Source organism: Microbacterium sp. USHLN272, from assembly GCF_037149655.1.
Classification (GTDB): Bacteria; Actinomycetota; Actinomycetes; order Actinomycetales; family Microbacteriaceae; genus Microbacterium; species Microbacterium galbinum.
Genome location: NZ_JBBCRA010000001.1, coordinates 2,621,905 through 2,646,515, shown reverse-complemented (window position 1 = coordinate 2,646,515; position 24,611 = coordinate 2,621,905). Strand labels below are relative to the sequence as shown.

The 24,611-nt window shown below is 66.8% G+C and carries 21 protein-coding genes and 1 tRNA gene; 3 read left to right on the top strand and 19 right to left on the bottom strand.

Annotation, left to right across the window (positions count from 1 at the left end; all coding sequences use genetic code 11):
- Positions 1 to 6: 6 nt before the first annotated feature.
- From WFJ97_RS12730 to WFJ97_RS12720, 3 genes are all read right to left on the bottom strand, one after another.
- Positions 7 to 1,551 carry a sugar transferase gene (locus WFJ97_RS12730; RefSeq protein ID WP_336641749.1) on the bottom strand — a complete coding sequence of 515 codons (1,545 nt, stop codon included), beginning with the start codon at positions 1,549 to 1,551 and terminating at the stop codon, positions 7 to 9.
- A 69-nt stretch (positions 1,552 to 1,620) separates the two neighbouring features.
- Positions 1,621 to 2,523, bottom strand: coding sequence for a hypothetical protein (locus WFJ97_RS12725; protein ID WP_336641748.1), 903 nt, complete (start codon positions 2,521 to 2,523; stop codon positions 1,621 to 1,623).
- Between the two features lie 9 nt (positions 2,524 to 2,532).
- Positions 2,533 to 4,005 (bottom strand): polysaccharide biosynthesis tyrosine autokinase, encoded by a 1,473-nt coding sequence (locus WFJ97_RS12720; protein WP_336641747.1) that lies wholly within the window; start codon positions 4,003 to 4,005, stop codon positions 2,533 to 2,535.
- Positions 4,006 to 4,200: 195 nt separating this feature from the next.
- On the opposite strand from WFJ97_RS12720, the gene WFJ97_RS12715 reads away from it, so the two are divergent.
- On the top strand, positions 4,201 to 4,875 hold the full coding sequence (locus tag WFJ97_RS12715) for a CPBP family glutamic-type intramembrane protease (RefSeq protein WP_336641746.1): 675 nt from the start codon (positions 4,201 to 4,203) through the stop codon (positions 4,873 to 4,875).
- Positions 4,876 to 4,903: 28 nt separating this feature from the next.
- Here WFJ97_RS12715 and WFJ97_RS12710 read toward each other — a convergent pair whose 3' ends face one another.
- From WFJ97_RS12710 to WFJ97_RS12690, 7 genes are all read right to left on the bottom strand, one after another.
- Positions 4,904 to 5,608, bottom strand: coding sequence for an arsenate reductase/protein-tyrosine-phosphatase family protein (locus WFJ97_RS12710; RefSeq protein ID WP_336641745.1), 705 nt, complete (start codon positions 5,606 to 5,608; stop codon positions 4,904 to 4,906).
- A 97-nt stretch (positions 5,609 to 5,705) separates the two neighbouring features.
- Positions 5,706 to 6,347 (bottom strand): TetR/AcrR family transcriptional regulator, encoded by a 642-nt coding sequence (locus WFJ97_RS16455; protein ID WP_442928419.1) that lies wholly within the window; start codon positions 6,345 to 6,347, stop codon positions 5,706 to 5,708.
- 138 nt (positions 6,348 to 6,485) lie between these two features.
- The gene (locus tag WFJ97_RS16450; protein WP_442928432.1) at positions 6,486 to 6,803 is read right to left on the bottom strand and encodes a MarR family transcriptional regulator; all 318 of its coding nucleotides are present in this window, start codon (positions 6,801 to 6,803) and stop codon (positions 6,486 to 6,488) included.
- Between the two features lie 477 nt (positions 6,804 to 7,280).
- On the bottom strand, positions 7,281 to 8,420 hold the full coding sequence (locus WFJ97_RS12705) for an acyltransferase family protein (RefSeq protein WP_336641744.1): 1,140 nt from the start codon (positions 8,418 to 8,420) through the stop codon (positions 7,281 to 7,283).
- A 441-nt stretch (positions 8,421 to 8,861) separates the two neighbouring features.
- Entirely contained in the window at positions 8,862 to 9,353 is a 492-nt protein-coding gene (locus tag WFJ97_RS12700; protein ID WP_336641743.1) for a hypothetical protein, read from the bottom strand.
- A tRNA-Ser gene (locus tag WFJ97_RS12695) sits at positions 9,353 to 9,443 on the bottom strand. Before WFJ97_RS12695 ends, WFJ97_RS12700 begins: the two co-directional genes overlap by 1 nt.
- A 59-nt stretch (positions 9,444 to 9,502) precedes the next feature.
- A complete protein-coding gene (locus WFJ97_RS12690) occupies positions 9,503 to 10,549 on the bottom strand; it encodes a hypothetical protein (RefSeq protein WP_336641742.1) in 1,047 nt (348 codons plus the stop codon).
- Between the two features lie 121 nt (positions 10,550 to 10,670).
- Here WFJ97_RS12690 and WFJ97_RS12685 point away from each other — a divergent pair, with 121 nt between their 5' ends.
- A complete protein-coding gene (locus WFJ97_RS12685) occupies positions 10,671 to 11,447 on the top strand; it encodes a hypothetical protein (protein ID WP_336641741.1) in 777 nt (258 codons plus the stop codon).
- A 316-nt stretch (positions 11,448 to 11,763) separates the two neighbouring features.
- On the opposite strand, the gene cydC is transcribed toward WFJ97_RS12685, so the two are convergent.
- From cydC to WFJ97_RS12660, 5 genes are all read right to left on the bottom strand, one after another.
- Complete coding sequence (cydC, locus tag WFJ97_RS12680; RefSeq protein WP_336641740.1) at positions 11,764 to 13,476, bottom strand: thiol reductant ABC exporter subunit CydC; 1,713 nt, start codon at positions 13,474 to 13,476, stop codon at positions 11,764 to 11,766.
- Entirely contained in the window at positions 13,473 to 15,137 is a 1,665-nt protein-coding gene (gene cydD, locus WFJ97_RS12675; protein ID WP_336641739.1) for a thiol reductant ABC exporter subunit CydD, read from the bottom strand. The genes cydC and cydD overlap by 4 nt, the downstream gene beginning before the upstream one ends.
- Positions 15,134 to 16,162: a cytochrome d ubiquinol oxidase subunit II gene (gene cydB, locus WFJ97_RS12670; RefSeq protein WP_247633858.1), complete on the bottom strand. Its 1,029-nt coding sequence runs from the start codon at positions 16,160 to 16,162 to the stop codon at positions 15,134 to 15,136. Before cydB ends, cydD begins: the two co-directional genes overlap by 4 nt.
- A gap of 14 nt (positions 16,163 to 16,176) precedes the next feature.
- Entirely contained in the window at positions 16,177 to 17,592 is a 1,416-nt protein-coding gene (locus WFJ97_RS12665) for a cytochrome ubiquinol oxidase subunit I (RefSeq protein WP_247624553.1), read from the bottom strand.
- Between the two features lie 91 nt (positions 17,593 to 17,683).
- Positions 17,684 to 18,310, bottom strand: coding sequence for a helix-turn-helix transcriptional regulator (locus WFJ97_RS12660; RefSeq protein ID WP_336641738.1), 627 nt, complete (start codon positions 18,308 to 18,310; stop codon positions 17,684 to 17,686).
- A gap of 149 nt (positions 18,311 to 18,459) precedes the next feature.
- Between WFJ97_RS12660 and radA the strand changes: the two genes are divergently transcribed.
- Positions 18,460 to 19,833 carry a DNA repair protein RadA gene (gene radA, locus WFJ97_RS12655; protein ID WP_336641737.1) on the top strand — a complete coding sequence of 458 codons (1,374 nt, stop codon included), beginning with the start codon at positions 18,460 to 18,462 and terminating at the stop codon, positions 19,831 to 19,833.
- Positions 19,834 to 19,877: 44 nt separating this feature from the next.
- Here the strand turns inward: radA and WFJ97_RS12650 are convergent, their stop codons facing one another.
- From WFJ97_RS12650 to WFJ97_RS12635, 4 genes are all read right to left on the bottom strand, one after another.
- On the bottom strand, positions 19,878 to 20,288 hold the full coding sequence (locus WFJ97_RS12650) for a dehydrogenase (RefSeq protein WP_247624550.1): 411 nt from the start codon (positions 20,286 to 20,288) through the stop codon (positions 19,878 to 19,880).
- A 378-nt stretch (positions 20,289 to 20,666) separates the two neighbouring features.
- A complete protein-coding gene (locus WFJ97_RS12645) occupies positions 20,667 to 21,362 on the bottom strand; it encodes a hypothetical protein (protein WP_336641736.1) in 696 nt (231 codons plus the stop codon).
- Between the two features lie 10 nt (positions 21,363 to 21,372).
- Positions 21,373 to 21,876 carry an amino-acid N-acetyltransferase gene (locus WFJ97_RS12640; protein ID WP_247624548.1) on the bottom strand — a complete coding sequence of 168 codons (504 nt, stop codon included), beginning with the start codon at positions 21,874 to 21,876 and terminating at the stop codon, positions 21,373 to 21,375.
- A 100-nt stretch (positions 21,877 to 21,976) separates the two neighbouring features.
- Positions 21,977 to 24,505, bottom strand: coding sequence for an ATP-dependent Clp protease ATP-binding subunit (locus WFJ97_RS12635; protein ID WP_247633854.1), 2,529 nt, complete (start codon positions 24,503 to 24,505; stop codon positions 21,977 to 21,979).
- Positions 24,506 to 24,611 lie beyond the last annotated feature (106 nt).

The window sequence follows — 24,611 nt, the reverse complement described above, 5'->3', positions numbered from 1 at the left end:
GCCGATTCAATGCGCGGATCCACCGGGGGAGAGCACGGCGCGAACGGTTTTGAACAGGATGACGAGGTCGCCAAGTAGCGACCAGTTCTCGACGTAATAGAGGTCGAGGCGAACAGCTTGATCCCATGCGAGGGTACTCCGCCCGCTCACCTGCCACAGCCCCGTGATTCCCGGGCGCGCGAGCAGCCGTCGTCGAGCGGCATCTGTGTACAGATCCACCTCCGCGGCGATCTGGGGCCGGGGACCGACCAGGCTCATCGACCCGCCGACCACATTAAAGAACTGCGGCAGCTCGTCGAGCGAGTATTTGCGAATGAATCGGCCGACCGAGGTGATGCGGGGGTCGTCTATCACCTTGAACAATGGCTGCTCACTGGTGCCCTGCGCTTCGAGGAGCGCCTTGAGCTCTCTGTCGGCGCCGATGCGCATCGAGCGGAACTTCAGCATGGAGAACGGCTGCCCGTTCATACCGATCCGCTCCTGACGATAGAGCATCGGTCCTCGGCTCGTGAGCTTGATGGCCAGAGCGACGCCCAGGAGCACCGGCGACGACAGCGCGATCAGAGCCAGCGCGCCAACGAGATCGGTCGTGCGCTTCACGAACCGCTGACCGGGGCTGAACCGAGGCGTCTCGACGAGGATCAGGGGGAGCCCGGCGACGGGTCTGCTGTGAATGCGAGGGCCTGCGATGTCAGTGATGCTCGGGGCAAGCACTAGGTGTTGCTTCCCGGCTTCGAGCTCCCACGAAATGCGCTTCACCTCGCCTGGACGAAGATCTCCACTGCTCGTCACGATCACCGTATCGGCGGTCGATGTGGCGAGGGCAGATGTGACCGACTCCACGGGCCCGAGCACGGGAATGTCAGTGCTGGGAACGGTGGTTCCGGGCGTACCCCCGGGTATGCACGCGCCGATGACCGAGTAACCGGCTGCGCTCGCGCGTCGTAACTCGCCTGCGATGCTCGCTGTGGATCGCGCCGAGCCGACGAGGATGACACGTGCCGAATACGCTCCGACGCGCCGGTTCGACACCAGCCACTGGCGCCACAGCCAACGCGAAATCACGAGCATCGCGACGCCGCAGGGCAGGCTGATTAGGAGGTATCCGCGGGCGACTTCGGTCTGCGTCAAGAAGGCGACGATCGCAATGGCACCGAACACCGAGAAGCTGGCGCGCGCGACACGAACGTATTCCGTCGTTCCCGTCCCGATCACTCGATGACTGCGCGAGTCGATCAGCCCCAGCCCCCACATCCAGACGACGATGAGAGCCGCTGAGAAGACCCAGTACGACAGATCCGGCAGCACCGTGCCGTTCGTTGCAACATTTTGGTCTCCTAGACCGAGCCATGCGATCTGCGTGCCGTACACGACCCACACGAGAACTACGAGATCGGTGACCCAGAGGCTCCGGGCATACCGGTTTCGCCAATCGAACCGGGTCGACGGGACCTTCGGATCAGGCCGCGACGACGCTCCGCGCTCGGAGTTCGCTCCTGCGCTGTCTGGGGGCGTCGTCGTTGGCGCGTCGGCTTCTGGTGTCGACGTCACGATAGTCCTAGCGATATTCCAGTACGTGTGGACTCGAACGTATCAGACAATGACCGTTGCGGATCGCGGTCAGCGGGGAAGCTTGATCCAGTCGTCGCCTGACCACAGTGTGATCGACTCTGATACTGACGACAGTGCGAGAGCGGGTACGGGCGCGGATGTTTCCACGCACCCCGCATCCACAGATGAGCCGTCCACAGCGAATCGTCTCAGCGCGATACCGTCGCATGCATTCGCATTACTGGCGAGGACAAGATCATCCCCGTCGGGAGCGATTGCCAGGACGTTCGGAACATCTAGCGGCATCCATGTCTGCTCGCCGAGTACATACGCGATCTTTCCGCAGACGATAGCCACCGACCCACCCCAGCGGCGCAGTCCGTGCGATTCATCGCACGGGCCTTCGATCGGCGCTCCTGAAACTATGATCAGCCGGGGAGTGGAGGCATCGACGTAAGCAGACCTCGCGAGGACATCGGGGTACGACGCCCAGAACTCGCCTTGCGTGAAGGTTCGGAGCAGTTGCACTTCGCAAGCGGCTCCCCTGCCGGCGACGATCTCGGCTTGGCTACCGTCGAATGCATCGAGAGCGAGCAACTGCCCGATCTCAAGGTATTCGGGCAATACGTCAGTCCACGTCTCGCCGTCGTCGACCGAGCGCTCCAAGGACGGGGCGGTCCCGCCGCACACCCCTGCAGTCCCGCGCCAGACCACACCGTCGCCAACGGCGATGAAGCGCTGCGTCGCAGGGTCGTAGGGCGCCGCGGCTGGTATGTCGGTGGCGCTGGGAGAGGGCGACGGTGTGGCGGGAGCGAACACCGGCGCCGATGTCTCAGGTCCGTCAGGCGTGCGGGACTGGACATGGTCAAAGGCGAGCAGGGTGAGTGCAATTGCTACCGCCGCTGTCACGACGACGGCAACGCCGAACAGCCAGCTCCTGGCGCTGCGGCTGATCACCCTCTTGCGTGCCACGCCTCAGACTCAGCGGGGCTTGAGGATGTCGTCGAACGCCGTCGGATCGGCGTCGGGCAACGCAACGGCTGCTGCCGTACGACGCTTCTTTGCGGCAGTGGGCGCCTTCACCGCTGGCACTTTGTACCCATATCCGCCATACCCGTATCCGTACCCGTAGGAGTATGCGTCCGCGCCCTTCGTGGGCACCATGGTGAGTACGACGCCCGCGACCTTCGATCCCACCGTCTCCAGGGCGTCGAGTGCCCCTTCAAGCTGGTGAGTCGTGGTCTTGCCGACGGCGACCGCCATGATCGCGCCGGACGTGGCGCGCGACAGAACAGCGGCATCCGTAACCGGAAGAAGAGGCGGAGCATCGCACAACACAACATCGAACTCCTTGGCGAGCGCATCGAGCAGCTTCTGCATGCGCGGAGAACCGAGAAGCTCGCTCGGGTTCGGCGGGATCTTGCCCGCCGGCAGAACGTACAGCGACCGTGCACCCCAGGGGAGCAGCACGTCGGCCACCCGTGCTCGCCCGATAAGCACGTCGGTGAGGCCGGTGCCACCCTCGATGCCGAGATACTGAGCGACCTTGGGCTTGCGCAGATCGGTGTCGATCAGGGCGACGCGCTTGCCACTATCGGCGAGAGCCAGCGCTAGGTTGAGCGTCGTGGTCGACTTGCCCTCACTCGGAATGCTCGACGTGATCACGAACGTGTGCCCACCATTCATCTCGAGGAACTGCAGGTTGGTGCGCAACGCGCGGAAAGCCTCCGAACGCGGATTGAGGGGATCGGCCTGCACGATGAGCGGGCGATCTTTCGCTTTGGGGTCGAACGGGATCGCGCCGATGATGGGTCGTTCGGTGAGCACCTCGATATCGCGCGGGGAGCGTACCCGATTGTCGAGCACCGAGCGCAGCACTGCGATGCCCGCTCCGAGAGCGAGTCCCACGAGAACACCGAGCGCGAGATTCAGCGGCACGTTTGGACTCACGGGCGAGTACGCGGCGACTGCGTCGCGCACGCGGGTCAGCTTGATGGGGCTCTGGTCCTGACCAGCCGGAGTGTCGATGCGCTCCACTGCGGCGGCGAGGCTTGCCCCGAGTGCGTTGGCGATGTCGGCGGCGAGCACAGGGTCGGCGTTCTGCACGGTGATCTCGATGAGTGTGCTGTTGACGGGACTCGACGACTTCACGGACTCTGCGAGCTGTTCAGCGCTCGTGTCGAGCTGGAGCTCGGTGATGACCGGGTTCATAACCACCGGCTCTCGCACGAGGCTCACATATGTCGTGATCCGGGCCTGCGCGAATGTTGATCCCTGCTGGAGCTCGGAGACCGTGGTGCCGGCCTGCGACTGTACGAAGACCACGCTCTGCGATTCGTATAGAGGTGTGCGCGTGAGGGAGTAACCGGCAGCGGCCGCGAGACCGAGTAGCGTCATGATGACGATGACGAGCCAGCTCTTGCGAAGGATGCGGATGTAGTCGCTGAGCTCCATGTTGCCTCTCGTCGGTTCCCGGGGGTGCGGCGGTTCATTGTCGCACAGAAGCTCGCATCGATACTCCGGTTGACCGCTACGGTGGGAGTGATGAGCGAATCCACGGCACCCCCCGCGCGCCGCACGCGATCGCGCGCTCACCAGCATCGACCTTGGTGGCGCGGCGGATTGTCGGTACGAACCTGGAACACTGAGGTGCTCGCCTGGGCGCTCCTCGGTCTAGGCCTCGCGGTGCTCGCCGGGGCAGCGCTGGACTATCTCGTAGGCGGCTTTGCCGGGACGCTCGCCTTCTGGGGCGCGCTGATCGTTCCCGTAGTGCTGGCGTTCCGCCGCAGCGTTCCACGAGGTCTCCTGGCTTTCCGCGCCGTTGATCTCCTTTACGGGATCGTCCTCGGCGGAATCTTGAGGATCTCGCAAGGTTTGCTGAGCGTCGCCTTTGGCGGATCCGGGGAGCTGCCGTCCTATTCATCTCTCGGCGATTCTTTGCCATCGCTGTGGTGGGCAGAGGATCTCCTCGCCGGCGGCATTGTTGGACCCATCATCGAGGAGTTCTTCTTTCGCGGGCTGCTCCTAGTGGTGATCTTCTCTGTCGTCCGCCGATCCTTCCGGCGATCGACGGGGAGAGCTGCGGATGCGGGAGGCGGACTAGGAGGTTTTGTCGCAGTAGCCGCGACGACGGGCGCGTTCGTGCTCACCCACCAACTGGTTGCGCCTCTCAGCGCTGACGTAGCGATGAGTCTGGCCCTTCTTGCAATCGCGGCTGGTGCCGTCGTCGCGTTCACCGGCCGGATCTGGCCGGCCGTACTCATTCACATCGTTTTCAATCTGACGGGCGTGGGACTCGCAGTTGTGGGAACACTCCTCGGTTGAACCGCGCGCCTGCTATGGTGCACCTAGTTCATCGGCGAGCAAGAACCGACCGCAACACGCGAGCCACCTCGTCGACTGCAGGCACCAACTGCCGAGCAGACTCTTCGTAGATCTCTGGCTCTCGCCGATACGGATCGATCACGTCGTCATCCTGCTCGGATGGAGGTGCAGCCGACCCTCGTCGCTGCGCGGCGAGGCTAGCGACCGCAACGATCCGATCACGCGGCGTCTCCCCGGCGTAGTCGGCCGCTTCGCGAATTTCGTCGGCACTCATCCCCTGCGTGAGACGCGCAAACTCACGCAGGGTGAAGCTGCGTCGCAGATGCCGTGGTGAAAGCTCGACTGATGCCGTGCGATGCTGGCGAGACATCGCGAGGATGAGGTCGGCATCGTCCGCCAGAGGCTCGATCAGCCAACGTGCTCGGTGGGCAGCGACCTCCTCCGGATCTGCGCCGTTCCGTATGGCAATCGTTTGTGACAGACCGACCATTTTGTCCCCGTTGCGCGCGCGGGTACCAGCACTCTGCACCGTCACACCAAAACCGCGGAGGCGCTCTCGCAATAGCGCCTCCGCGAGAGGAGACCTACATATGTTGCCGGTGCAGACCATTAAGACGACGGGGAAGCCCGAGGCGCCCCCGTCTCCGATCGCTCTCCCCACGGGCGCCTGACGATACGTGCGCCTCCACTCGCGGCGCGTCAGCGGCCGGATGGGGAGTTCGAACTCACTCATTGCTATCTCGTTTCGTCGATGCCGATTTCATGACCCGATCAAACCAATCCTTCGACCACACTCGAGACCGATATTACGCACCCTTCACCTGACGCCTCTATGTTTCAGCCTGTCGTGACCCGTGGCCTCGACTACTCTTCAGAGCACGTTCTGCCGCAGGATCCGAGATCCCGTACATGTCGAATATCCAACGCCTCGCGCCTTCTACCGAATACTTCGCTCCGCTCACTACACACTCCATCACCACTCCCTCAAGTAGAGTTCGCATCATGGAGTAGGCGAGAGAAGGGTCGGCCTCCCCCCGGCGCGCAAAAACCGCGCGCCCGAGCGAATCTATACGCTCCACGGAGCTTCTGTGGCGCGATTCTGAAGCCTCAAAGATGCCGCGCGTCGCGGGCTCGAATCGCGCAGCTAGGACCACGCGCTCTAGAGGAAGAGCCGAATCAAGTGGAAGGAGTGCAGTGTCAATGAACGCCGCAAGCAGTTCTCCATCAGGCATGTTGGGTTCGATACCGCTTCCCCGGCTCTCGTGCCACCGATCAACTACAGCCAATAGCAACCCGTCTTTGCTCCCGAAGTAATAATTGACCAAACCTTTGGCAACCCCGGCGTCCGCGGCAATCGCAGCTATTGTGGTCGAGGAATAGCCCGTTTCGGAAAAAAGCGTTATTGCCGAAAGTAATATTTTTGCGCGGGTGCGCGTGCGAGCGTTTTGGTTAAGTACCTCCGAGCGACCCATGAATAAGACTTCCTTAGCATTTTTACACCGACTCAATTGCTTTTATTAACTCGAGGCATTTGGTGCGGTTGATTACCGAAGACCCTCTTTAATGGTGCCCGTCCGCCCAATTTTCGCGGGCGCTAGGAGGCCCCTCTTCTAGTCTTTGACTGCGCCGGAGTGCGCCCCCCGGAGGTAGGCAAAAAGAACCTCGAGGTGAGCGAGGAGCAAATGATCTTGAACCTCATATGTAATCAGACGACCCTGTCGACGCCCCCGCGGTAGGTCGGGATTAATTGTTAGGTAACCTAGTCGCTCAAGACCTCGTAAAACTGAACGCAGTGTCTCCGTATCGAGATCGAGCGATTGGCTGATCTGATGCGCGGTCGAACCCGGAAACCTGCGAAGGTAACGTATAACGTCAATCTGCGTCGTCGTCGCGATCGCCCGGTGTGCGCGGTTTGCGCTTAGTGGCATGTCAGGCGCGGCATCGCGGATTCGTGGCATACCTCTAGCATCACGCATCTGGGCCGTCTGCAACAGCTGAACGGAGAGTTCCAAGCCTCGCTCGAACGGATCCCATAGCGACCGGAGATTGCCTCAGGCGCGACCGTCTCCGGCTGGCGCTACGGCATCGGCCATGCCGGCGGCCGTGTCGACGCGCTATGCACCCCGTCACCGACGCTCGTGCGGCGGCGCGGTGTGACGGACTCCGTGAACCTTGGCACCGCTAAGGCCGTATTCGACAGAGTCCGTCAGCCGGGGGTCTTCCGCGTCGTAGGCCGCGTCGACGACGCGTTCACTTCGTCGCTGGGACCACGATGGTCCACGCCGACTGATACACGGTCGGGGTCGACCGCTACGGCGGAACGAATACGATCCGGCTGCTCATCGGTGGCGTCGAGGTGCCGTCAGCAACGATGCCGCGAATGACGAAGTCGAACTAATCCCACATCATCGGCGAGACAGACGGCTTGTCCAAGATCGTCGACTTCGCCGAGCTTCCAAAGCTTTTCGCACCTTCCCGAGCGGTCGCTCGACCCCGATGTACATCACGTGAGCCAGGGCGACCACGATCACAAACGAGAGGACGTCGACGACCGGAGCGATCTCGACAACCTGGCCGACGAGGCCGAGAACGAGCCGGTGCAGCAGATAGATGGAGAACGACAACAGGCCGATGTGAGCGACGAACCGGTTGTTCAGAACGCACCCGGACACACCCGTCGGGTGCACAATCACGTACCAGAACAGCGGAACCAGGCAAGCGTAGATGATCGTATCGCTCACAACGAGGCCGATGGTCTGCGGCATTAGCGCCATCATGCAGAACACGACCGCAGCGATCGGCGCGACGACGAACCGGATCGAGCGGTCGGAGAGCCCGAACGGGGAACGATCGCCGAGCGCCGGGTTGGCAAGCAGCGCCATCGCGGCACCGGCGAGGAGTCCGTCGAAGCGAGTATCGCTGGCGATGTAGAGGCGGTAAAAGTCCGCGTCTCCGCCGGCGAGTACGAGCCGCCATCCGAGCGCGAGCACGCACGCGCCGACGAGAATCCATCCGATCGCCCGGTAGTTGAGCTTTCTCCACAACAACACGATCATGATCGCGGGGAATACGAGATAGAAGTGCTCCTCCACAGCGAGGGACCAGAGCATGCTCGACTCCGGAGGCAAACCATGGTGCGCCGAACCGTAAACGTCGTTCGCCCAGATCATGTAGTAGTTCGTGTAGTTGAACGCTTCGGCGATGATGCCCCACCCGTTCATCGTCGTTGGCAGCAGACCTAGCGCACCCACGAGCACGCACAGACCAATAGAGATCAGCGCCGGAGGCTGAATGCGCAGGAGCCGACGGAGGTAGAACTTCCCCAATGAGATCCGTCCGGTGCGGTCGTACTCGCGTCGCAGTAGCGTGGTGATAAGGAATCCGCTGAGAAAGAAGAAGATCGTCACCCCGACGGATCCAGGCCACGGCCCGCCGATCGTTAGACCATGACCGATGAACACGATCATCACGGCCGCGGCGCGAATGCCGTCCAGGGACGGGATCGCGAACGAACCATGAATACTCTTCACAGGACCGGCTGGCATGCTCCACAGGCTAGCGGCACCCCACACTCACCCACGACCGACCGAAACCCCGCACCTTGCCATCGGTCGGGGTGAAGGGTCTTTCGTCACGCTAAGCGCCGCCCAAGACGCGGGGAAGTTGATCTCGGGCCAGGGCTTGCGCGAGGACATCCCGGACTATCCGCGTAGCGCCACTACAAGTGGTACATTGCCGCGGCGCAGCATCGATCCCCCGCAGCAGCGTCCCCTTGCTGATCTTCCCGATGCGGCTTCGTGCGGCACGTCGCGCCAAGCATCGACGGCGACCCCGTGCTCCTGCTCGCATCGATCCTATTGATCGGTCTGGGCGTGGGGCTGGGTGATGCCTGGTCTCGCCGCCTGTCCGGCCCTGCTCACCGCTAGTGACGAGCAGGGCGGCCTCACCGGCCAGTGCGATGTGAGGCCTGACGTTCGGGACACCTCCTACTGCGGCAGCCGAGCTCGACGGCGTATGGCCGCACTGCCCGCTATCGTCGGCTCCGCGATCACGGCGTTCGCGCATTCCCGATTCCTGACTCGATCGTCGACCGGCGCAAGTGACATAGTTTCACCCTCTGAGAACGGAGGGTCGGCCGCCTCAGCGCTCGTCGTAGTGCGCGCCGCGCGGCCGTGTTTGAGACCGTCGTGCAGGTAGTCGACGCTATCGACGGCCTCGAGACCGCCGTCCGCGCCGCACTCGTGCTCGGCGATCGCGTGCCCCGCGACCGATTCCTGCTCGTCTTGGTGGTCTCCGTCCGCGGCACGGTGGTCGGTGCCATGCACATAGTCGACGCGGTCATCGTGAGGTCGCCGGTCCCGGCGACGCTGTTCGGTCTCACGACGCACCAGGTTGGCCATCAGCCGGGATCTGCACCACGGATGCACCACGCCCCGCTCCGGATACGGAAAAACCCCCGACTTCTCGGGGGTTTCCATGGCGGTGACGGTGGGATTTGAACCCACGGTAGGGGGTTACCCTACACAACTTTTCGAGAGTTGCACCTTCGGCCGCTCGGACACGTCACCGCGGACAAGCTTACGACACCGCGCGCCCGCGCGCGAATCGAGACGGCTCACCAGGGTCCTCACCAGGCCGCGGCGACCTCCGCGTGCGTGCGCAGGATGCCCTCGGTCGATCCGGCCGGGGCGCGGCCGATGCCGCACTCGGTCGCGACGCCGAACGTCGGAACGTACTTCCGGGCCGCGGCGATACGGCGCTCGGCGCCCTCGGCGCCGTCTTCACGGTGCACGAGCCCGAGATACAGCTCGTTCACCGGCAGCAGCTCTGCGAGCGGAGCGAAGTACGCCTCGTCGTCTCGGTCGATCGGCACCGGCAGGTGCAGCCATGTGAACGCGCGATCGGATGCCTCGGCCACCGCGTTCGCGTACGCCACGAGGTGCGCGGTGTCGGTCGGCTCGAAGAAGTGGTGCTCGCCCGCATCGCCGTAACAGAGGTGCACGCCCACCTCGACGTCGGCCGGCACGGCGTCGACGAGCGTCGCCAGCCGCGCGACGAGCCCGGTGAAGACGTCGCCGTCCCACCAGGCATCCATCAGCGCGCCGTAGCCGGACGCACCCTCGATGATTCCCATCTCGCTCGCGACGTCCCACTGGATCGCGAGGTCGCCGTGCGGGATGGCCTCGGCGATCTCGTCGAGTTCGCGCAGCATCGCGGCGGTGTAGTAGACCTCGAACGCCTCGCGATCGGCGCCCTGGAAGAACGACGAGATGACCGCGAGCGGCGTCGGCAGCGCGACCTCGAAGCGCGTGCCCTCGGCGATCACGCCCTCCTCGCGCAGACGGCGGAACACCTCGTACGACTCGATCGCCGCCGACGCGTAGCCGAGCGGCGGGATCGCGATGGTCGACGGGTCCACGCCCTCGGCGAGGCGCAGCCCGCGAGCGTCGATCCCCGCACCGAACGGGATCGGCTCGTCACCCACACGCTCGATGCCCTCGGCCTCGCCGAGCACGTCGGGCTGGAACATGATCCAGTGGAACCGCTTGCCGACCTCGCCGTCGGGAATGCGCCGGAGGCGATCCCCGAGCAGCTCCGATGCCGTGCGCATCGTCGTCTCGGCGTCGTCGAAGTTCACACTGCCCACGAGAAGGGCGCCCTGTGGCTGCGTCATGACCTCAGGGTAGCCGCGGCATCCGACATCGGTCCCGTCCGGTTAAGCACGGTGACGTCCCCGGCGGGCGCCGGACCGCCAAGTTAGGATGGCCTCAGGGAAACCGAAGGAAGGATGCACCATGGCATTCATCACCTCCGATGCTCTGGCCGAGACCGGATACGTCGTGCTCGACGACCACGATCAGGCCGCCGACCCCGCCGAATGGCTCGACCTCGAGTACATCCCCTGGCGGTCCTCCGGCATCACCCGCTTCGCCCCGCTGGCCAGCTACGCCGGAGACCTCGAGTGCAACGGCTTCTGGAACCACACTCCCCCGCGCACCGACAAGCACGGCGTGTGGGTCGAGCCGCAGGTCGCGCTCGCCCCGACCCTGCAGGCGCGGGCGCTCGCGCCGGGCGCCGCGGTCGGCCGCTGCCGCGTGATCGAGCTGCAGCCCAACGAATACGCCGACGCGGTCTACAACCTGCACCAGGACGACAACAACCGACTGAACGACGAGGGCACCGGCTGGGTCGTTCGCGGGTACTACAACCTCACCGACGACCCCGACTCGATGCTCATCCTGCGCAGCGACCGCTTCGACCCGGCCACCGAGATCCGGCTGCCCCTTGGTGCGGGCTCGCGCATCATCGTCGACACCCAGCGCTTCTGGCACGCGGTGTGGCACCGCGGCAGCGCCCCGCGCTACGCCCTCATCACCTCGTGGACCTCGGGTCCCGAACTCGACGCCTACATCGCCGCGAACCACGGCGATCCGCACCCCGCGACCGTCGACCTCGATCCCGCCTTCGTGGACGCCGCGCAGGTCGAACTGCACCGCCGCATCGAGGAGCGCCGCCGCGCCTTCGAGGCGCAGGGCATCGTCATGGAACCCCCGACGCCCCTGCACATCTGACGCTGCGCCCTTCGTCACCTCGGTTCCTGAGCGAGCGCAGCGAGACCAAGGGCCGCCCATCCGCTCATCTGCACGGACAGGCCCCGTCTGCACGACCGTATGCCGCATCTCGCCGTGCAGACGTGATCACTCCGTGCACGTGAGCGCGGCATCCGCTCGCCCCCCGCTCATCGCGGCATCCCCCGCATCCGCAGGGAGAAATGACACGTGCAGGAAGATCGGCCGATTCGCCCTGCACATGTCACTTCTCCCTGCAGGTGGCCGGCCCGACCGGTCGACGGACGGATGCCGCGGCGCCCCCGCACGCGCGAACCTCTCAGACCGTGCGCCCACCCTCGAGCCGCACGACCCGGTCGACCGACCCGGCGGGCGGTGCGATGTGCGAGATCAGCAGCACCGACTGCGCTCCCGCGGCGCCGAGCAGATCGCGCAACAGGGCGTCGGAGGCATCCGGATCGACACCGGCGGTCGGCTCGTCGAGCACGAGCACCGGGAATCCCCGCAGCAGCGCGCGCGCCAACGCCAGCCGCTGCGCCTGCCCGCCCGACACGAGCGCACCGCGGTCGCCGACGCGGGCATCGAGTCCTCCACGCTCCTGCACCCACTCCCCCAGCCCGACCCGTGCGAGCACGGCGAGCAGTTCGTCGTCGGTCGCGGTGTCACGGGCGAAGAGCAGGTTCTGACGGATGTCCTCGTCGAACAGCTGCGGGCTCTGCTCGCACAGCCCGACCACGTTCCGCAGCGCGGGCCCCGCGAGCGACGACGCATCGACATCGCCGACGAGGTACGAACCCTCCGCCCGCAGGAAACCCACGAGCACCGCGGCGAGCGAGCTCTTGCCCGCGCCGCTGGGGCCCGCGACGAGCACGCGCTCCCCCGGCTCCAGGTCGAGAGACACCCCGCGCAGCGCCGGAGCACCGCCGGGCCAGGATGCCGTGACATCACGCAGCCGCAGCGCGGGGACGCCCGTCGGCGCCGCGTCGTCTCCCGCGTCGGAGCGCAGCTCGTCCGGCATCCGCTCGGGCAGCACGTCGACGATGCGCGCCGCGCTCGACCGCACGCTCCGCCAGGATGCCGCGGCGATCGGCACCGCCCCGAACACCTCGAAGACGACCATCGGTACGAGCACGACGACGGCCAACCAGGGGCCGTCGATCGCGCCGGTCGCCAGGCCCGGCGCGGCGGCGGCCACGGCCCAGACGGATGCCGCGCCCGCAACGGCCGAGACGACACCGGCGGCTGTGGCCTGCGCGAGCGAGGCGCGGGTCACGACGCGGCGGAGCGCGGCATCCGCTGCCGTCACCCGTTGGCGCGCCTGCGGCTCGGCCCCGTAGGCGAGGAGCACGTCGAGGCTGCCGAAGTAGTCGACGAGCGCGGCCGAGAGGTCGGCGCGACGATCCGAGACGAGGGCCTCGGCGCGCGAGCCGAACAGCCACCCCATCCCGATCGCGGCGGCGCCCGCGACGATCAGGCAGGCGAGCAGGGTGAGGGCGGCGATCGGCGAGACGAACGCGATGAACACGACCGCGCCGACAGCCACGAGCCCGGAAACGCCCAGCGGCTGCACGACGCGCAGGGGCAGGTTCTGCAGGTTCTCGACGTCGTCGACGAGCGCCGAGAGCACCTTGCCGCGGTCGGTGCGGCCGAGTCCCGCGGGCGAGAGCGGGATGAGGCGGCGCACCATGTCGGCGCGGGTGGTGGCGAGCTGGCGGAGCGCGGCGTCGTGCCCGCTGAGCCGCTCGAGGTAGCGGGTGACGGCACGCGATACCGCGAAGAACCGCACCCCGACCACCGCGATCGACAGCGGAACGAGCGAGTCGACGATCGAGGCGCTGACGATCAGCCAGCCGCTCACGGCGAGCAGGCTCACGGCCGCGGCCGCCGACAGCATGCCCCAGATCAGACCCGGGGTGAAGCGGCCGAGCGGCGGCTGCGCGAGACGCAGCACCTCGCGGATGCGCGCGGCGCGGCCGGCATCCGGGCGGCCGGCGTCCGGGCGACTCGTGCCGGGGCGAACGGCGGCGCTCATGCGTGCACCCCCAGTGCGACGACGTGGTCGGCGATCTTGCGGGCCGTGCGACGGTGCGAGACGAGGAGGATCGCGGCCCCGGCATCCGCCCGCTCGCGCAGCGACGACCACAGTCGCTGCTCGGTCTCGGGATCGAGGGCGCTCGAGGGCTCGTCGAGCAGGAGCACCCGGCGAAGGCCGCCGGCCTGCCGGTAGAGAGCGCGCGCGACGGCGACGCGCTGCGCCTGTCCGCCCGAGAGACCGTTGCCCTGCACGCCGAGCTCGAGTTCCGGATCGAGGTCGGCGCACGCCGCGTCGAGCGCGCCGCGCACGCGGGCCTCATCGGGCTCGGCATCACCGAGCGACACGTTCGCGGCGATCGTGCCCTGCATCAGACCGGGTGTCTGGCCGGCCCACGCCGTCCAATCCGCCGGCGACAGCTCCCGCACGTCCACCCCACCGAGCGCCGCCGCGCCCTCGAACGCCACTGCTCCGCGCAGCGCCGCGAGCAGACTGGTCTTGCCCGACCCGCTCGGCCCCTCGATCAGAGTGATCGTGCCGGGTTCGGCGGCGAACGACACCGGCGGCAGATCGCGCACGCGCAGGTTCTCGACGGTCAGAGCGGGCGCGGCGTCCGTACCCAATTCAGGAAGAATGCCGGAAACGGGCCCCGAAACCCCGGAATCGGCGCTGCGCCGCTCCGTTGTTCCTGAGTTGGGTACGGCCCCCGCCCGAGCCCCCGCCTCGTCGAGCACCGCGAAGATGTCCTCGGTCGCCGCGACCCCCTCGGATGCGGCGTGGAACTGCACCCCGACCTGCCGGATCGGCAGGAACGCCTCGGGCGCCAGCAGCAGCACGAACAGTCCGATCTCGAGCGACAGGTCGCCCGACAGCAACCGGAACCCGACCGCCACCGCGATCAGCGCGACCGCGAGCGAGGCCAGCAGCTCCATCGCGAAGCCGGAGAGGAACGAGAACCGCAGCACCTTCATGGTCTCGCGGCGGTAGTCATCGGCCGTGGACTCGATGCGGTCGGCGGCGCGGCGCTCGCGCCCGAACAGCCGCAGCGTCGACAGCCCCTGCACGGTGTCGGCGAAGCGCACGGCGAGCCGCTGCAGCGTCTGCCACTGCTTCTGCTGCACGGTGCGCGTCGCGATGCCGATGAGGATGAGGAACAGCGGGATCAGCGGCAGGGTGACGGTGGCGATCAGCCCGCTCTCCCAGTCGAACCACCACATGATCGCGAGCAGCACAGGCGTCGCGATCGCGGTCATCACGAGCTGCGGGATGTACCGCGCGAAGTACGAGTCGAGCGCTTCGAGTCCGTGCCCCGCGGTCACCGCGAGCCCGGCCTGGTTGCGCTGCGCGAGCCACGACGGCCCGAGCTTCCCGACGGCGCGGATGAGGGCGCCGCGCAGCTGCATCCCGGTCTTCGCCGCGGCCCGCGTGCCCGCGGCATCCGAGGCGGCGATCAGCAGCCCGCGCAGCAGGGCGGTGCCGAGCAGGGCGAGGAGGGATGCCGAGACGTCACGGCCCGCGATGGCCCCGGTGACGGCATCCGTCAGCAGCCAGGAGAAGACGATCACGACCGCCGTCTGGACGACGCCGATCAGCGCGGATGCCGCGAGGAATCCCCTCGCGGCACCCGCGTAACGCAGCAGTCTCGGGTCGACGGGTTTCACGCGTGCGCCGGAGCCCCCTCGATGGACGAGCGCGTGACGCGCTTGCGGAAGACCCAGTACGTCCAGGCCTGGTAGGCGATGACGAGCGGGGTGGCGATCAGCGCCGTCCAGCTCATGATCTCCAGCGTATATTGCGTGCTCGAGGCGTTCGCGATCGTCAGGCTGTAAGCCGGGTCGATCGTCGAGGGCATCACGAACGGGAACAGCGCGGAGAACAGCATGACCACCGCGAACAGCACCGTCAGCATGCCGCCGATGAACGCCCAGCCGTCGCGTCGCACGAGCGAGAATCCGACGGCGGCGATCAGGCTCACGGCGGCGAGCGCACCCGCACCGATCACGAGCCACAGCAGCGGTGCCTCGCGGTTCATCGCGATCAGCACGGTCCACACCACGGTCGCCGCGGCCGCGAGGATCGTGGGCCCGGCCGCGAGCTTCGCGAGACGATGGGCGTCCTCGTGCACGGGGCCGTCGGTCTTGAGGGCGACGAACAGCACGCCGTGCAGGAAGAACAGCAGCAGCGTGGTCACACCGACCATCAGCGCGTACGGGTTGAGCAGCGAGAAGAAGCCGCCCACGAAGATGTGGTTCTCGTCGAGCGCGACGCCCTGCACGATGTTGCCGAACGCGACGCCCCAGAGCAGGGCCGGCACGACCGAGCCGATCACGATCATCCGGTCGAAGCCCTGCTTCCACTTCTTGCTCTCGCGCTGGTGGCGGTACTCGAACGAGACGCCGCGCAGAATGAGCGCGAGCAGGATGAGCAGCAGCGGCAGGTAGAACCCGCTGAACAACGTCGCGTACCACTCGGGGAACGACGCGAACAGTACGGCACCGGCGACGATCACCCAGGTCTCGTTGAGGTCCCAGACCGGACCGATGGTGTTGATGACCTGACGGCGCGAGACGTCGTCCTTGCCGAGGAAGGGCAGTGACATGCCGACGCCGAAGTCGAAGCCGTCGAGCACGAAGTAGCCGACGAAGAAGAAGGCGACGATGAAGAACCAGAGCGTTGCGAGATCCATGGTGTTCCTTCCTCTCAGTACACGACCGACGGCAGCTGGGCCGTCTCCTCGTGGGGTTCTTCGGTGGTGTCGGGCCCCTTCTGGGCGGCCCGGATGATGAGGCGGATCTCGACGACCGCCAGCGAGGCGTAGATCGCGGTGAAGGCGATGAGCGAGATGAGCACCTCGAGTCCGCTCACGCCCGGCGAGACGCCGTCCTGCGTGGTCATGAGCCCGAACACGATCCAGGGTTGGCGCCCCATCTCGGTGAAGACCCAGCCCATGATGTTGGCGGCGAGGGCGAGCGGGAACGACCAGATCGCGATCTTCCACATCCACGGCGCGGGCTCGCGCTTGGCGTTCTTGCGAGTGATCCAGAGGCCGACGAGCGCGACGAGGGCGGCGGCGATGCCGAGGCCGATCATCCAGCGGAACGCCCAGTAGGTGACCCAGAGGATCGGGGCGAAGTCGGTGATGCCGGTGTCGGCGAACGTCGTCAGGTACTCGGCGTTCAGGTCGTTGATGCCGTGCACGCACGCGTCGAAGGAGTGCGTCGACAGCAGCGACAGCAGGTACGGCACGCGGATCGAGAACAGCTCCGAGCTGCCGTCGGGTGTGCCGAGCGTGAAGATGCTGAACGAGGCGTCGTAGCCGCAGACGGTGTTGAACGTCGCCTCCGCCGCGGCCATCTTCATGGGTTGCGCCGCGTACATCGCGAGGCCGAGCTGGTCACCGGTGAGCACGACGCCGGCGGTCGAGACGATCATCGCCCAGAGGCCGAACTTCAGCGAGATGCGCATGGTGTCGAAGTGCTGGCGACGGGCGAGGTGCCACGCCGAGACCGAGATGACGACACCGGCGGCGAACATCAGCGCACCGAAGATCGTATGCGGGAAGGCCGCGAGCGCGACGGGGTTGGTCAGCAGCGCCCAGAAGTCGGTGAGCTCGGCACGGTTCGTCTCGGGGTTGTAGACGTAGCCGACCGGGTTCTGCATGAAGGCGTTGGCGGCGATGATGAAGTACGCCGAGAGGATGCTGCCGATCGAGACGCACCAGATGGTGGCGAGGTGCAGCTTCTGCGGGAGCTTGTCCCACCCGAAGATCCAGAGGCCGATGAACGTCGCCTCGAAGAAGAAGGCGAGCAGACCCTCGAAGGCGAGCGGTGCGCCGAAGACGTCGCCGACGAAACGGGAGTAGTCCGACCAGTTCATGCCGAACTGGAACTCCTGCACGATGCCGGTGACGACGCCCATGGCGAAGTTGATGAGGAAGATCTTGCCGAAGAAGCGCGTGAGGTGCAGGTACTGCACCTTGCCGGTGCGCACCCATGCGGTCTGGAAGATCGCCGCCACCAGCGCCATGCCGATCGTGAGCGGCACGAACAGGTAGTGGTAGACGGTCGTCAATCCGAACTGCCATCGTGACAGGACCAGGGGGTCGAGCCATTCCATGGAGCACTCCTCTTTCTCAGCCTGCTGCCACGCTAACGACGGGCCTGCCGCCCTCGCGGGGCTGCGGGCCGTGAATAAAACGGATGCTCGCCTAGGCGGCGGACATCTCCGTCAGACGCAGCTGCACGGTGCAGTCCGCCGGGAGGGCGGACGTGCGCACGGCATCCGCAGAGATCGGCCCACCCGCTTCGGTGAGCACCCCCTGCATGAGGCCGAGGTGCACGCGGCAGAGCATCGGACGGTCTTCCGCGCGGCCCGCGGCGTGCGGGCACGGGCTGAGATCGACGGTGAGCTGCACGTCGTCGACGACGGGCTCGAAGCCGCTCTCTTCCAGGTGTTCGATGAGTGCATCGAGTTGATAGGTCGCGTCGCGACCGAGATCGGATGTCGCGCCCGGCATGACCCGGCGTAGGAGGTCTCCACGGCGGGCCGCGGCGCTGACCTTGTCGCGCGCAATGGGGCTGGAGGCATCCGCCATCCCGGTCGCGGCGCTGTAGAGGGTGCGGGGGCGTCCGCGGGTGGTGCGGTGCTCGGTGGCCGCGATCACGTAACCGCCCTCGATGAGGCGCTGCAGGTGCTCGCGCACGGTGTTGGCGTGCAGGCCCGTGGCCTCGCACAGCTCACCGATCGTGCGCTGCGCACGCGTCTGCACGAGGTGCAGGAGCTGCACTCGCGAGTACGTGGAGATCGGCCCGCAAATGGGCCCGGCGCTGGCCATGACTCCAGTATGGCCCGCGGGGATCGGCGGATGAAGCCGTTCGCGATAGGGATGTCGGATGCCCGCGATAGCCCGGTCGCATGGGTGTCCGAGGCCCTCGCGACCGGCGCGTGCGCCGCGATGTCGGACGCCGCGGCTAGCCTGGCTGAATGGCCACCCGTCGTCCCGCCCCGCCCGCGTACGTCTGCACCGAGTGCGGGTGGACGACCGCCAAGTGGGTGGGCCGCTGCGGCGAGTGCCAGCAGTGGGGAACGGTGCAGGAGCAGGCGACGCAGACCGGCATCGTGCAGCGTGTGAGCGCGCAGGCTCCCCTGGCGGCGAAGGCCGCGCGTCCGATCACGCAGATCACCACGGCCGATGCCCCTCGCCGCACGAGCGGGGTCGGCGAGTTCGACCGCGTGCTCGGCGGCGGCATCGTGCCCGGGGCGGCGATCCTGCTCAGCGGCGAGCCGGGAGTGGGCAAGTCCACGCTGCTGCTCGAGGTCGCGGCGAAGGCCGCGCACGCCGGGCGGCGGGTGCTCTACGCGAGCGCCGAGGAGTCCCCCGCGCAGGTGCGTCTGCGCGCCGAGCGCACCGGGGCGCTGCACGACGAGCTGTACCTGGCGAGCGAGACCGATCTCGCCACGATCCTGGGCCACATCGACGAGGTGCAGCCGCAGCTGGTGATCGTCGACTCGGTGCAGACCGTCTCCTCGGCGATGATCGACGGCGCGGCCGGGCAGCCCAGCCAGGTGCGCGAGGTGGCCTCGACGCTCATCCGCGTCGCGAAGGACCGTGGACTGCCGATCATCATCGTCGGGCATGTCACGAAAGACGGTCAGGTCGCCGGGCCCCGTGTGCTCGAGCACCTGGTCGATGTCGTGTGCCACTTCGAGGGCGACCGGCAGACGTCGCTCCGCTTCATCCGCGCGCTCAAGAACCGGTTCGGCCCCACCGACGAGGTCGGCTGCTTCGAGATGACCGGCGACGGCATCGCCGAGGTTCCCGATCCCTCCGGGCTGTTCCTCTCACAAGGGGCGACCGAGCCCGGCACATGCGTGGCCATCTCGCTCGAGGGGCGCCGCGCCCTCCCCGTCGAGGTGCAGGCCCTCACCGTGCCCACGCAGGCCCCGAACCCGCGGCGCGTCGTGCAGGGCGTCGATGCGGCGCGGGTCGCGATGGTGCTCGCGATCCTCGAGCGGCGCGCGGGAGTACCGACCAGCAATCTCGACGTGTACGTCTCGACCGTGGGCGGAGTGCGCTTCACCGAGCCGGCCGCCGACCTGGCGATCGCGATCGCGGTGGCCGGGTCGATCCGTCAGATCTCGGTGCCGCGCACGGTCGCGGCCGTCGGCGAGCTCAGTCTGGCCGGTGAGATCCGTCCCGTGACCCAGTCGGCGCAGCGCCGATCAGAGGCCGCGCGCCTGGGCTACGAACAGGTCGTCGACGACCGGTCGAAGACGCTGCGCGCCGCCCTCACCGATGTGAAGGCGCGCAACGGCGGAGGCGGTCGACGCGACGAGCGCGATATTCCGCCGTTCTGAGGACAGTGCCGCGGGAAGCCGCCGAGAGCGCGGCGTCGCGCGGCTCAGGCCTCGAGCGCCTTGAGCAGTTCCTGCGGTGAGGCCTGCATCGGGTGAGGACCGGCGATGTCGAGGAACACGGTCGTGATCGGATGCGTGCCGAGGAACTTCCGCAGCCACTCTGCCGTGTAGATGCCGACGCCGGGAGGCAGGTTGTCGGGCTTGTTCTTCGCGTCGCTGAACAGCAGCAGGGCGAGGTCGCCGCTGTTCGGGTCGCGGTAGGTCCACACTTCGCCGGTGTCGAGCGGGTTGTCGCGTGCACCGGGCTTCACCAGCGGCACGACCGTCGTGCCGTTGCGCAGCGCGAGGGCGACCGCCGCGACGTCCTGCTTCTCGAGCGCCAGTGCCAGGGCATCCGATCGGAAGTCCTCGGGTGCCGGCTTCTGCTTCGCGCTCTTCGCCTTCTTCGCTGCCATGCCTCCAGCCTAGGCGCGCGAGAAACCACATTCGCCGCGAAACATCACGTCTGGCGTGGCGTCTCGCGGCGAAAGCGACGTCTCGACGCGGGCGAAGCCTGCGGAAACGATTGGGGCCCTCTCGAGTCCCACATTGGGGACTGGGGTACTCGAGAGGGCCCTCGGATTCTCGAGCGGCGGTGTCGAAGCGCTGGGGACGCTGTAAGTCGACGCCACTGGGGATGGCATGGTGCCGCATGAATCAGAGAATCGACTTCAATGGTATCCCAAAGAACCAGCCCTGTCAGCCGTTACCGATGCATCAGAGCTTTTCGGAACAATAAACCGGGACTTATACGCTTTTCGAAGCGTTCCGAGCCGAAGACGGTCGGAATCGACTCAGTAGAGCAGGATCTGCTGCGTGGATGCACTGGCGAATCCACCGATCGACACGGCCACGTGATACGACGCGCCGCCGCCCGGAGCCCGCTGGCGGTTCTCCTGCTCGCAGGTCTCGACGCTCGATCGCGTGCGATCCCAGGTGACCGGGTCCTTGCTCGTGACGGTCGTTCCCGCGGTGAGCGTCGCGATCATGCTGCTCGGGTTCTGCTGGCAGTCGGTCGAGCGCCACCACACATCTGAGCCGCTCGAGACCGTGATCGACTGCATGGTCGAGCCGACGTCGAGCGTGCAGTCGCTCGAGCCTTTGTTGGTGAGCGAGATCGACAGCTTCGGCAGCACACCGTCGGCGTACGATTCGGCGTCGGCGACGGCCTTCACCTCGATGTCCTTCGCCTGGCACGCCACGATCGCGGGCGTCTGCGATGCGTCCGGCACGTCCTCCGGAGCCTCGTCCGGCGGAAGCTGCGGGTTGGACGCCTCGGCATCCGGACTCGCGACCGTGCCGGGCGTCCGGGTCGACGCGGTCGACGAGGTCGTCGGGGTGGGCTTCGGGGTGCTCTCGGTCGCGGCCGAGGCCCACGGCTGGGCGAGCAGCAGCCACACGCCGATACCGATCGCCGCGAGCACGAGGATCAGCCCGCCGAGCAACACGATGCGCCGACGACGATAGACAGCTGCGGACTGACGGGGCATGGGTTCCAGGCTAGTTCAGGTGCTTCAGCATCCGCGTGTTGCCGAGCGTGTTGGGCTTGACGTGCGCGAGATCGAGGAACTCCTCGACACCCGCGTCGCCGCTGCGCAGGAGCTGCGAATACACGTCGGGATCGACGACCTGCTCGCCGATGGTCGTGAAGCCACGGCGCGTGAAGAACTCGACCTCGAACGTCAGGCAGAACAGCCGCGAGAGTCCGAGCGTGACCGCGTTCTGCTCGAGGCGGTCGACGATCGCTCGCCCCACCCCGTGATGCAGCCAGGCGTCGCTGACGAGCAGCGTGCGCACCTCGCCGAGGTCTTCCCAGAAGACGTGGAGCGCGCCGCAGCCGATCAGCTCGCCGTCGGCCTCGGCCACGACGAACTCCTGCACGGCGCCGTAGAGCACGGCGAGGTCCTTGCCCAGGAGAATGCGCTGCTCGACCATCGGCTGCAGCAGATTGCGGATGCCGACGATGTCGGCGCTCCGCGCCGGACGGACGATGTAGTCGCTCACCCGTCCAGCCTAGAACCGCCGCCGCTCCCAGACCTTGAGGCGGGCACAGGAAAGGGGGCGGATGCCGAAGCATCCGCCCCCTTTCAGGATTCGTGCGCGGTCAGTCCCCGCTGGCGATCGCCAGGTCGGGGGTGCCGGAGATGTCGCCGCCGGTGTTGACGCCGACCGAGACCGGGCCACCCTCGCGCGGGCCGTGCTCGAACAGGAACTCCCCGTCCTTCGCGTCGACCTTCACGTGGTCGCCCGAGTCGAGCTCGCCGTGCAGGATCTTCTCCGACAGGCGGTCTTCGACCTCGTGCTGCATCGCGCGACGCAGCGGGCGGGCACCGAGCGACGGGTCGAACCCGATCTCGATGAGACGCTCCTTGGCGGCCTGCGACAGCTCGATCGTCATGTCGCGGTCGAGCAGCCGCTCGCTGAGGCGCTTGGTGAACAGATCGACGATCTGCACCAGCTCCTCCTTGTTGAGCTGCGGGAACACGATGATGTCGTCGACACGGTTGAGGAACTCGGGCTTGAAGTGCCGCTTGAGCTCTTCGTTCACCTTGCCCTTCATCCGCTCGTAGGTCGTGGCGTTGCTGCCCTCGATCTGGAAGCCGACGGGACCACCGGCGATGTCGCGCGCACCGAGGTTCGTGGTCATGATGATGACGGTGTTCTTGAAGTCCACCACGCGACCCTGGCCGTCGGTGAGCCGACCCTCTTCGAGGATCTGCAGCAGCGAGTTGAAGATGTCGGGGTGGGCCTTCTCGATCTCGTCGAAAAGCACCACGCTGAACGGCTTGCGACGCACCTTCTCGGTGAGCTGGCCACCCTCTTCGAATCCGACGAACCCGGGAGGGGCACCGAACAGACGCGAGACGGTGTGCTTCTCGCCGAACTCGCTCATGTCGAGCGAGATGAGGGCGGCTTCGTCGTCGAACAGGAACTCGGCGAGCGCCTTCGCCAGCTCGGTCTTTCCGACGCCCGTGGGGCCGGCGAAGATGAACGAGCCCGAGGGACGCTTCGGGTCCTTGAGGCCGGCGCGCTGACGACGGATCGTCTTCGACAGGGCCGCGATGGCCTCTTCCTGGCCGATGACGCGCTGGTGCAGGGCCTTCTCCATGAAGACGAGTCGCGAGGACTCCTCTTCCGTCAGCTTGAAGACGGGGATGCCGGTGGCCTGTGCGAGCACCTCGGCGATCAGACCCTCGTCGACCACCGCGGAGGTGGCGACGTCGCCCGCACGCCACTGCTTCTCGAGGCGCAGACGCTCGGCGAGGAGACTCTTCTCCTCGTCGCGGAGGGCGGCGGCCTTCTCGAAGTCCTGCTCCTCGCTGGCGACTTCCTTCTGCTCGCGCACCTTGGCGATCTTCTCGTCGAACTCGCGCAGCTCGGGCGGGCTCGACAGGATCGACAGACGCAGGCGTGCGCCGGCCTCGTCGATCAGGTCGATGGCCTTGTCGGGCAGGAAGCGGTCGGAGACGTAGCGGTCGGCGAGGTTCGCCGCCGCGACGATCGCGCCGTCCGTGATCTGCACCTTGTGGTGCGCCTCGTAGCGGTCGCGCAGACCCTTGAGGATGTTGATCGCGTGCGGCAGGCTCGGCTCGTTGACCTGCACCGGCTGGAAGCGGCGCTCGAGCGCGGCATCCTTCTCGAAGTGCTTGCGGTACTCGTCGAGCGTGGTGGCGCCGATCGTCTGGAGCTCACCGCGGGCGAGCAGCGGCTTGAGGATGCTGGCCGCGTCGATCGCACCCTCGGCAGCACCCGCACCCACGAGGGTGTGGATCTCGTCGATGAAGACGATGATGTCGCCGCGCGTGCGGATCTCCTTGGTGACCTTCTTCAGGCGCTCCTCGAAGTCACCGCGGTAGCGGGAACCGGCGATGAGCGAGCCGAGGTCGAGCGAGTACAGCTGCTTGTCCTTCAGCGTCTCGGGCACATCGCCCTTGACGATGGCCTGCGCGAGGCCCTCGACGACGGCGGTCTTGCCGACGCCGGGCTCACCGATCAGCACGGGGTTGTTCTTGGAGCGGCGGGAGAGGATCTGCATGACCCGCTCCGCCTCCTTCTCGCGCCCGATGACCGGGTCGAGCTTGTTGTCGCGCGCGGCCTGCGTCAGGTTGCGACCGAACTGGTCGAGAACCTGCGAGCCGCCCTGCGCGCTCGGGGTGTCGTTGCTCTGCGCGCCGACGGCGGCCGGCTCGCGGCCCGGGGCGCCCGAGAGCAGCTGGATGACCTGCTGGCGCACCTTGTTGAGGTCGGCGCCCAGCTTGACGAGCACCTGCGCGGCGACACCCTCACCCTCGCGGATGAGACCGAGCAGGATGTGCTCGGTGCCGATGTAGTTGTGGCCGAGCTGCAGGGCCTCGCGGAGGCTGAGCTCGAGCACCTTCTTGGCGCGGGGGGTGAAGGGGATGTGGCCGGTCGGCTGCTGCTGACCCTGGCCGATGATGTCCTGCACCTGCTCGCGCACCGCGTCGAGGGAGATGCCAAGGGACTCCAGCGCCTTGGCGGCGACGCCCTCGCCTTCGTGGATGAGACCGAGCAGGATGTGCTCGGTACCGATGTAGTTGTGGTTGAGCATCTTCGCCTCTTCTTGGGCGAGGACGACCACACGACGGGCTCGGTCCGTGAATCTCTCGAACATTGTCAACTCCTTGGTTCGCACGTTCCCTGTGGGTGCGAGCGCTTGTATACCGAGAGTAACGACCGCGGATGCCGTGTATGCCCGTGTTCGCCGTCGGCATAGTGCG

What these genes read in the sequence shown, in the direction of transcription:
- WFJ97_RS12720 (WP_336641747.1), bottom strand. Translation starts at nt 4,005, where the DNA reads ATGGAGCTCAGCGACTACATCCGCATCCTTCGCAAGAGCTGGCTCGTC.
- WFJ97_RS12710 (WP_336641745.1), bottom strand. Translation starts at nt 5,608, where the DNA reads ATGAGTGAGTTCGAACTCCCCATCCGGCCGCTGACGCGCCGCGAGTGG.
- WFJ97_RS16455 (WP_442928419.1), bottom strand. Translation starts at nt 6,347, where the DNA reads ATGGGTCGCTCGGAGGTACTTAACCAAAACGCTCGCACGCGCACCCGC.
- WFJ97_RS16450 (WP_442928432.1), bottom strand. Translation starts at nt 6,803, where the DNA reads ATGCCACTAAGCGCAAACCGCGCACACCGGGCGATCGCGACGACGACG.
- WFJ97_RS12705 (WP_336641744.1), bottom strand. Translation starts at nt 8,420, where the DNA reads ATGCCAGCCGGTCCTGTGAAGAGTATTCATGGTTCGTTCGCGATCCCG.
- WFJ97_RS12700 (WP_336641743.1), bottom strand. Translation starts at nt 9,353, where the DNA reads ATGGAAACCCCCGAGAAGTCGGGGGTTTTTCCGTATCCGGAGCGGGGC.
- WFJ97_RS12690 (WP_336641742.1), bottom strand. Translation starts at nt 10,549, where the DNA reads ATGACGCAGCCACAGGGCGCCCTTCTCGTGGGCAGTGTGAACTTCGAC.
- WFJ97_RS12685 (WP_336641741.1), top strand. Translation starts at nt 10,671, where the DNA reads ATGGCATTCATCACCTCCGATGCTCTGGCCGAGACCGGATACGTCGTG.
- cydC (WP_336641740.1), bottom strand. Translation starts at nt 13,476, where the DNA reads ATGAGCGCCGCCGTTCGCCCCGGCACGAGTCGCCCGGACGCCGGCCGC.
- cydB (WP_247633858.1), bottom strand. Translation starts at nt 16,162, where the DNA reads ATGGATCTCGCAACGCTCTGGTTCTTCATCGTCGCCTTCTTCTTCGTC.
- WFJ97_RS12665 (WP_247624553.1), bottom strand. Translation starts at nt 17,592, where the DNA reads ATGGAATGGCTCGACCCCCTGGTCCTGTCACGATGGCAGTTCGGATTG.
- WFJ97_RS12660 (WP_336641738.1), bottom strand. Translation starts at nt 18,310, where the DNA reads ATGGCCAGCGCCGGGCCCATTTGCGGGCCGATCTCCACGTACTCGCGA.
- radA (WP_336641737.1), top strand. Translation starts at nt 18,460, where the DNA reads ATGGCCACCCGTCGTCCCGCCCCGCCCGCGTACGTCTGCACCGAGTGC.
- WFJ97_RS12650 (WP_247624550.1), bottom strand. Translation starts at nt 20,288, where the DNA reads ATGGCAGCGAAGAAGGCGAAGAGCGCGAAGCAGAAGCCGGCACCCGAG.
- WFJ97_RS12645 (WP_336641736.1), bottom strand. Translation starts at nt 21,362, where the DNA reads ATGCCCCGTCAGTCCGCAGCTGTCTATCGTCGTCGGCGCATCGTGTTG.
- WFJ97_RS12635 (WP_247633854.1), bottom strand. Translation starts at nt 24,505, where the DNA reads ATGTTCGAGAGATTCACGGACCGAGCCCGTCGTGTGGTCGTCCTCGCC.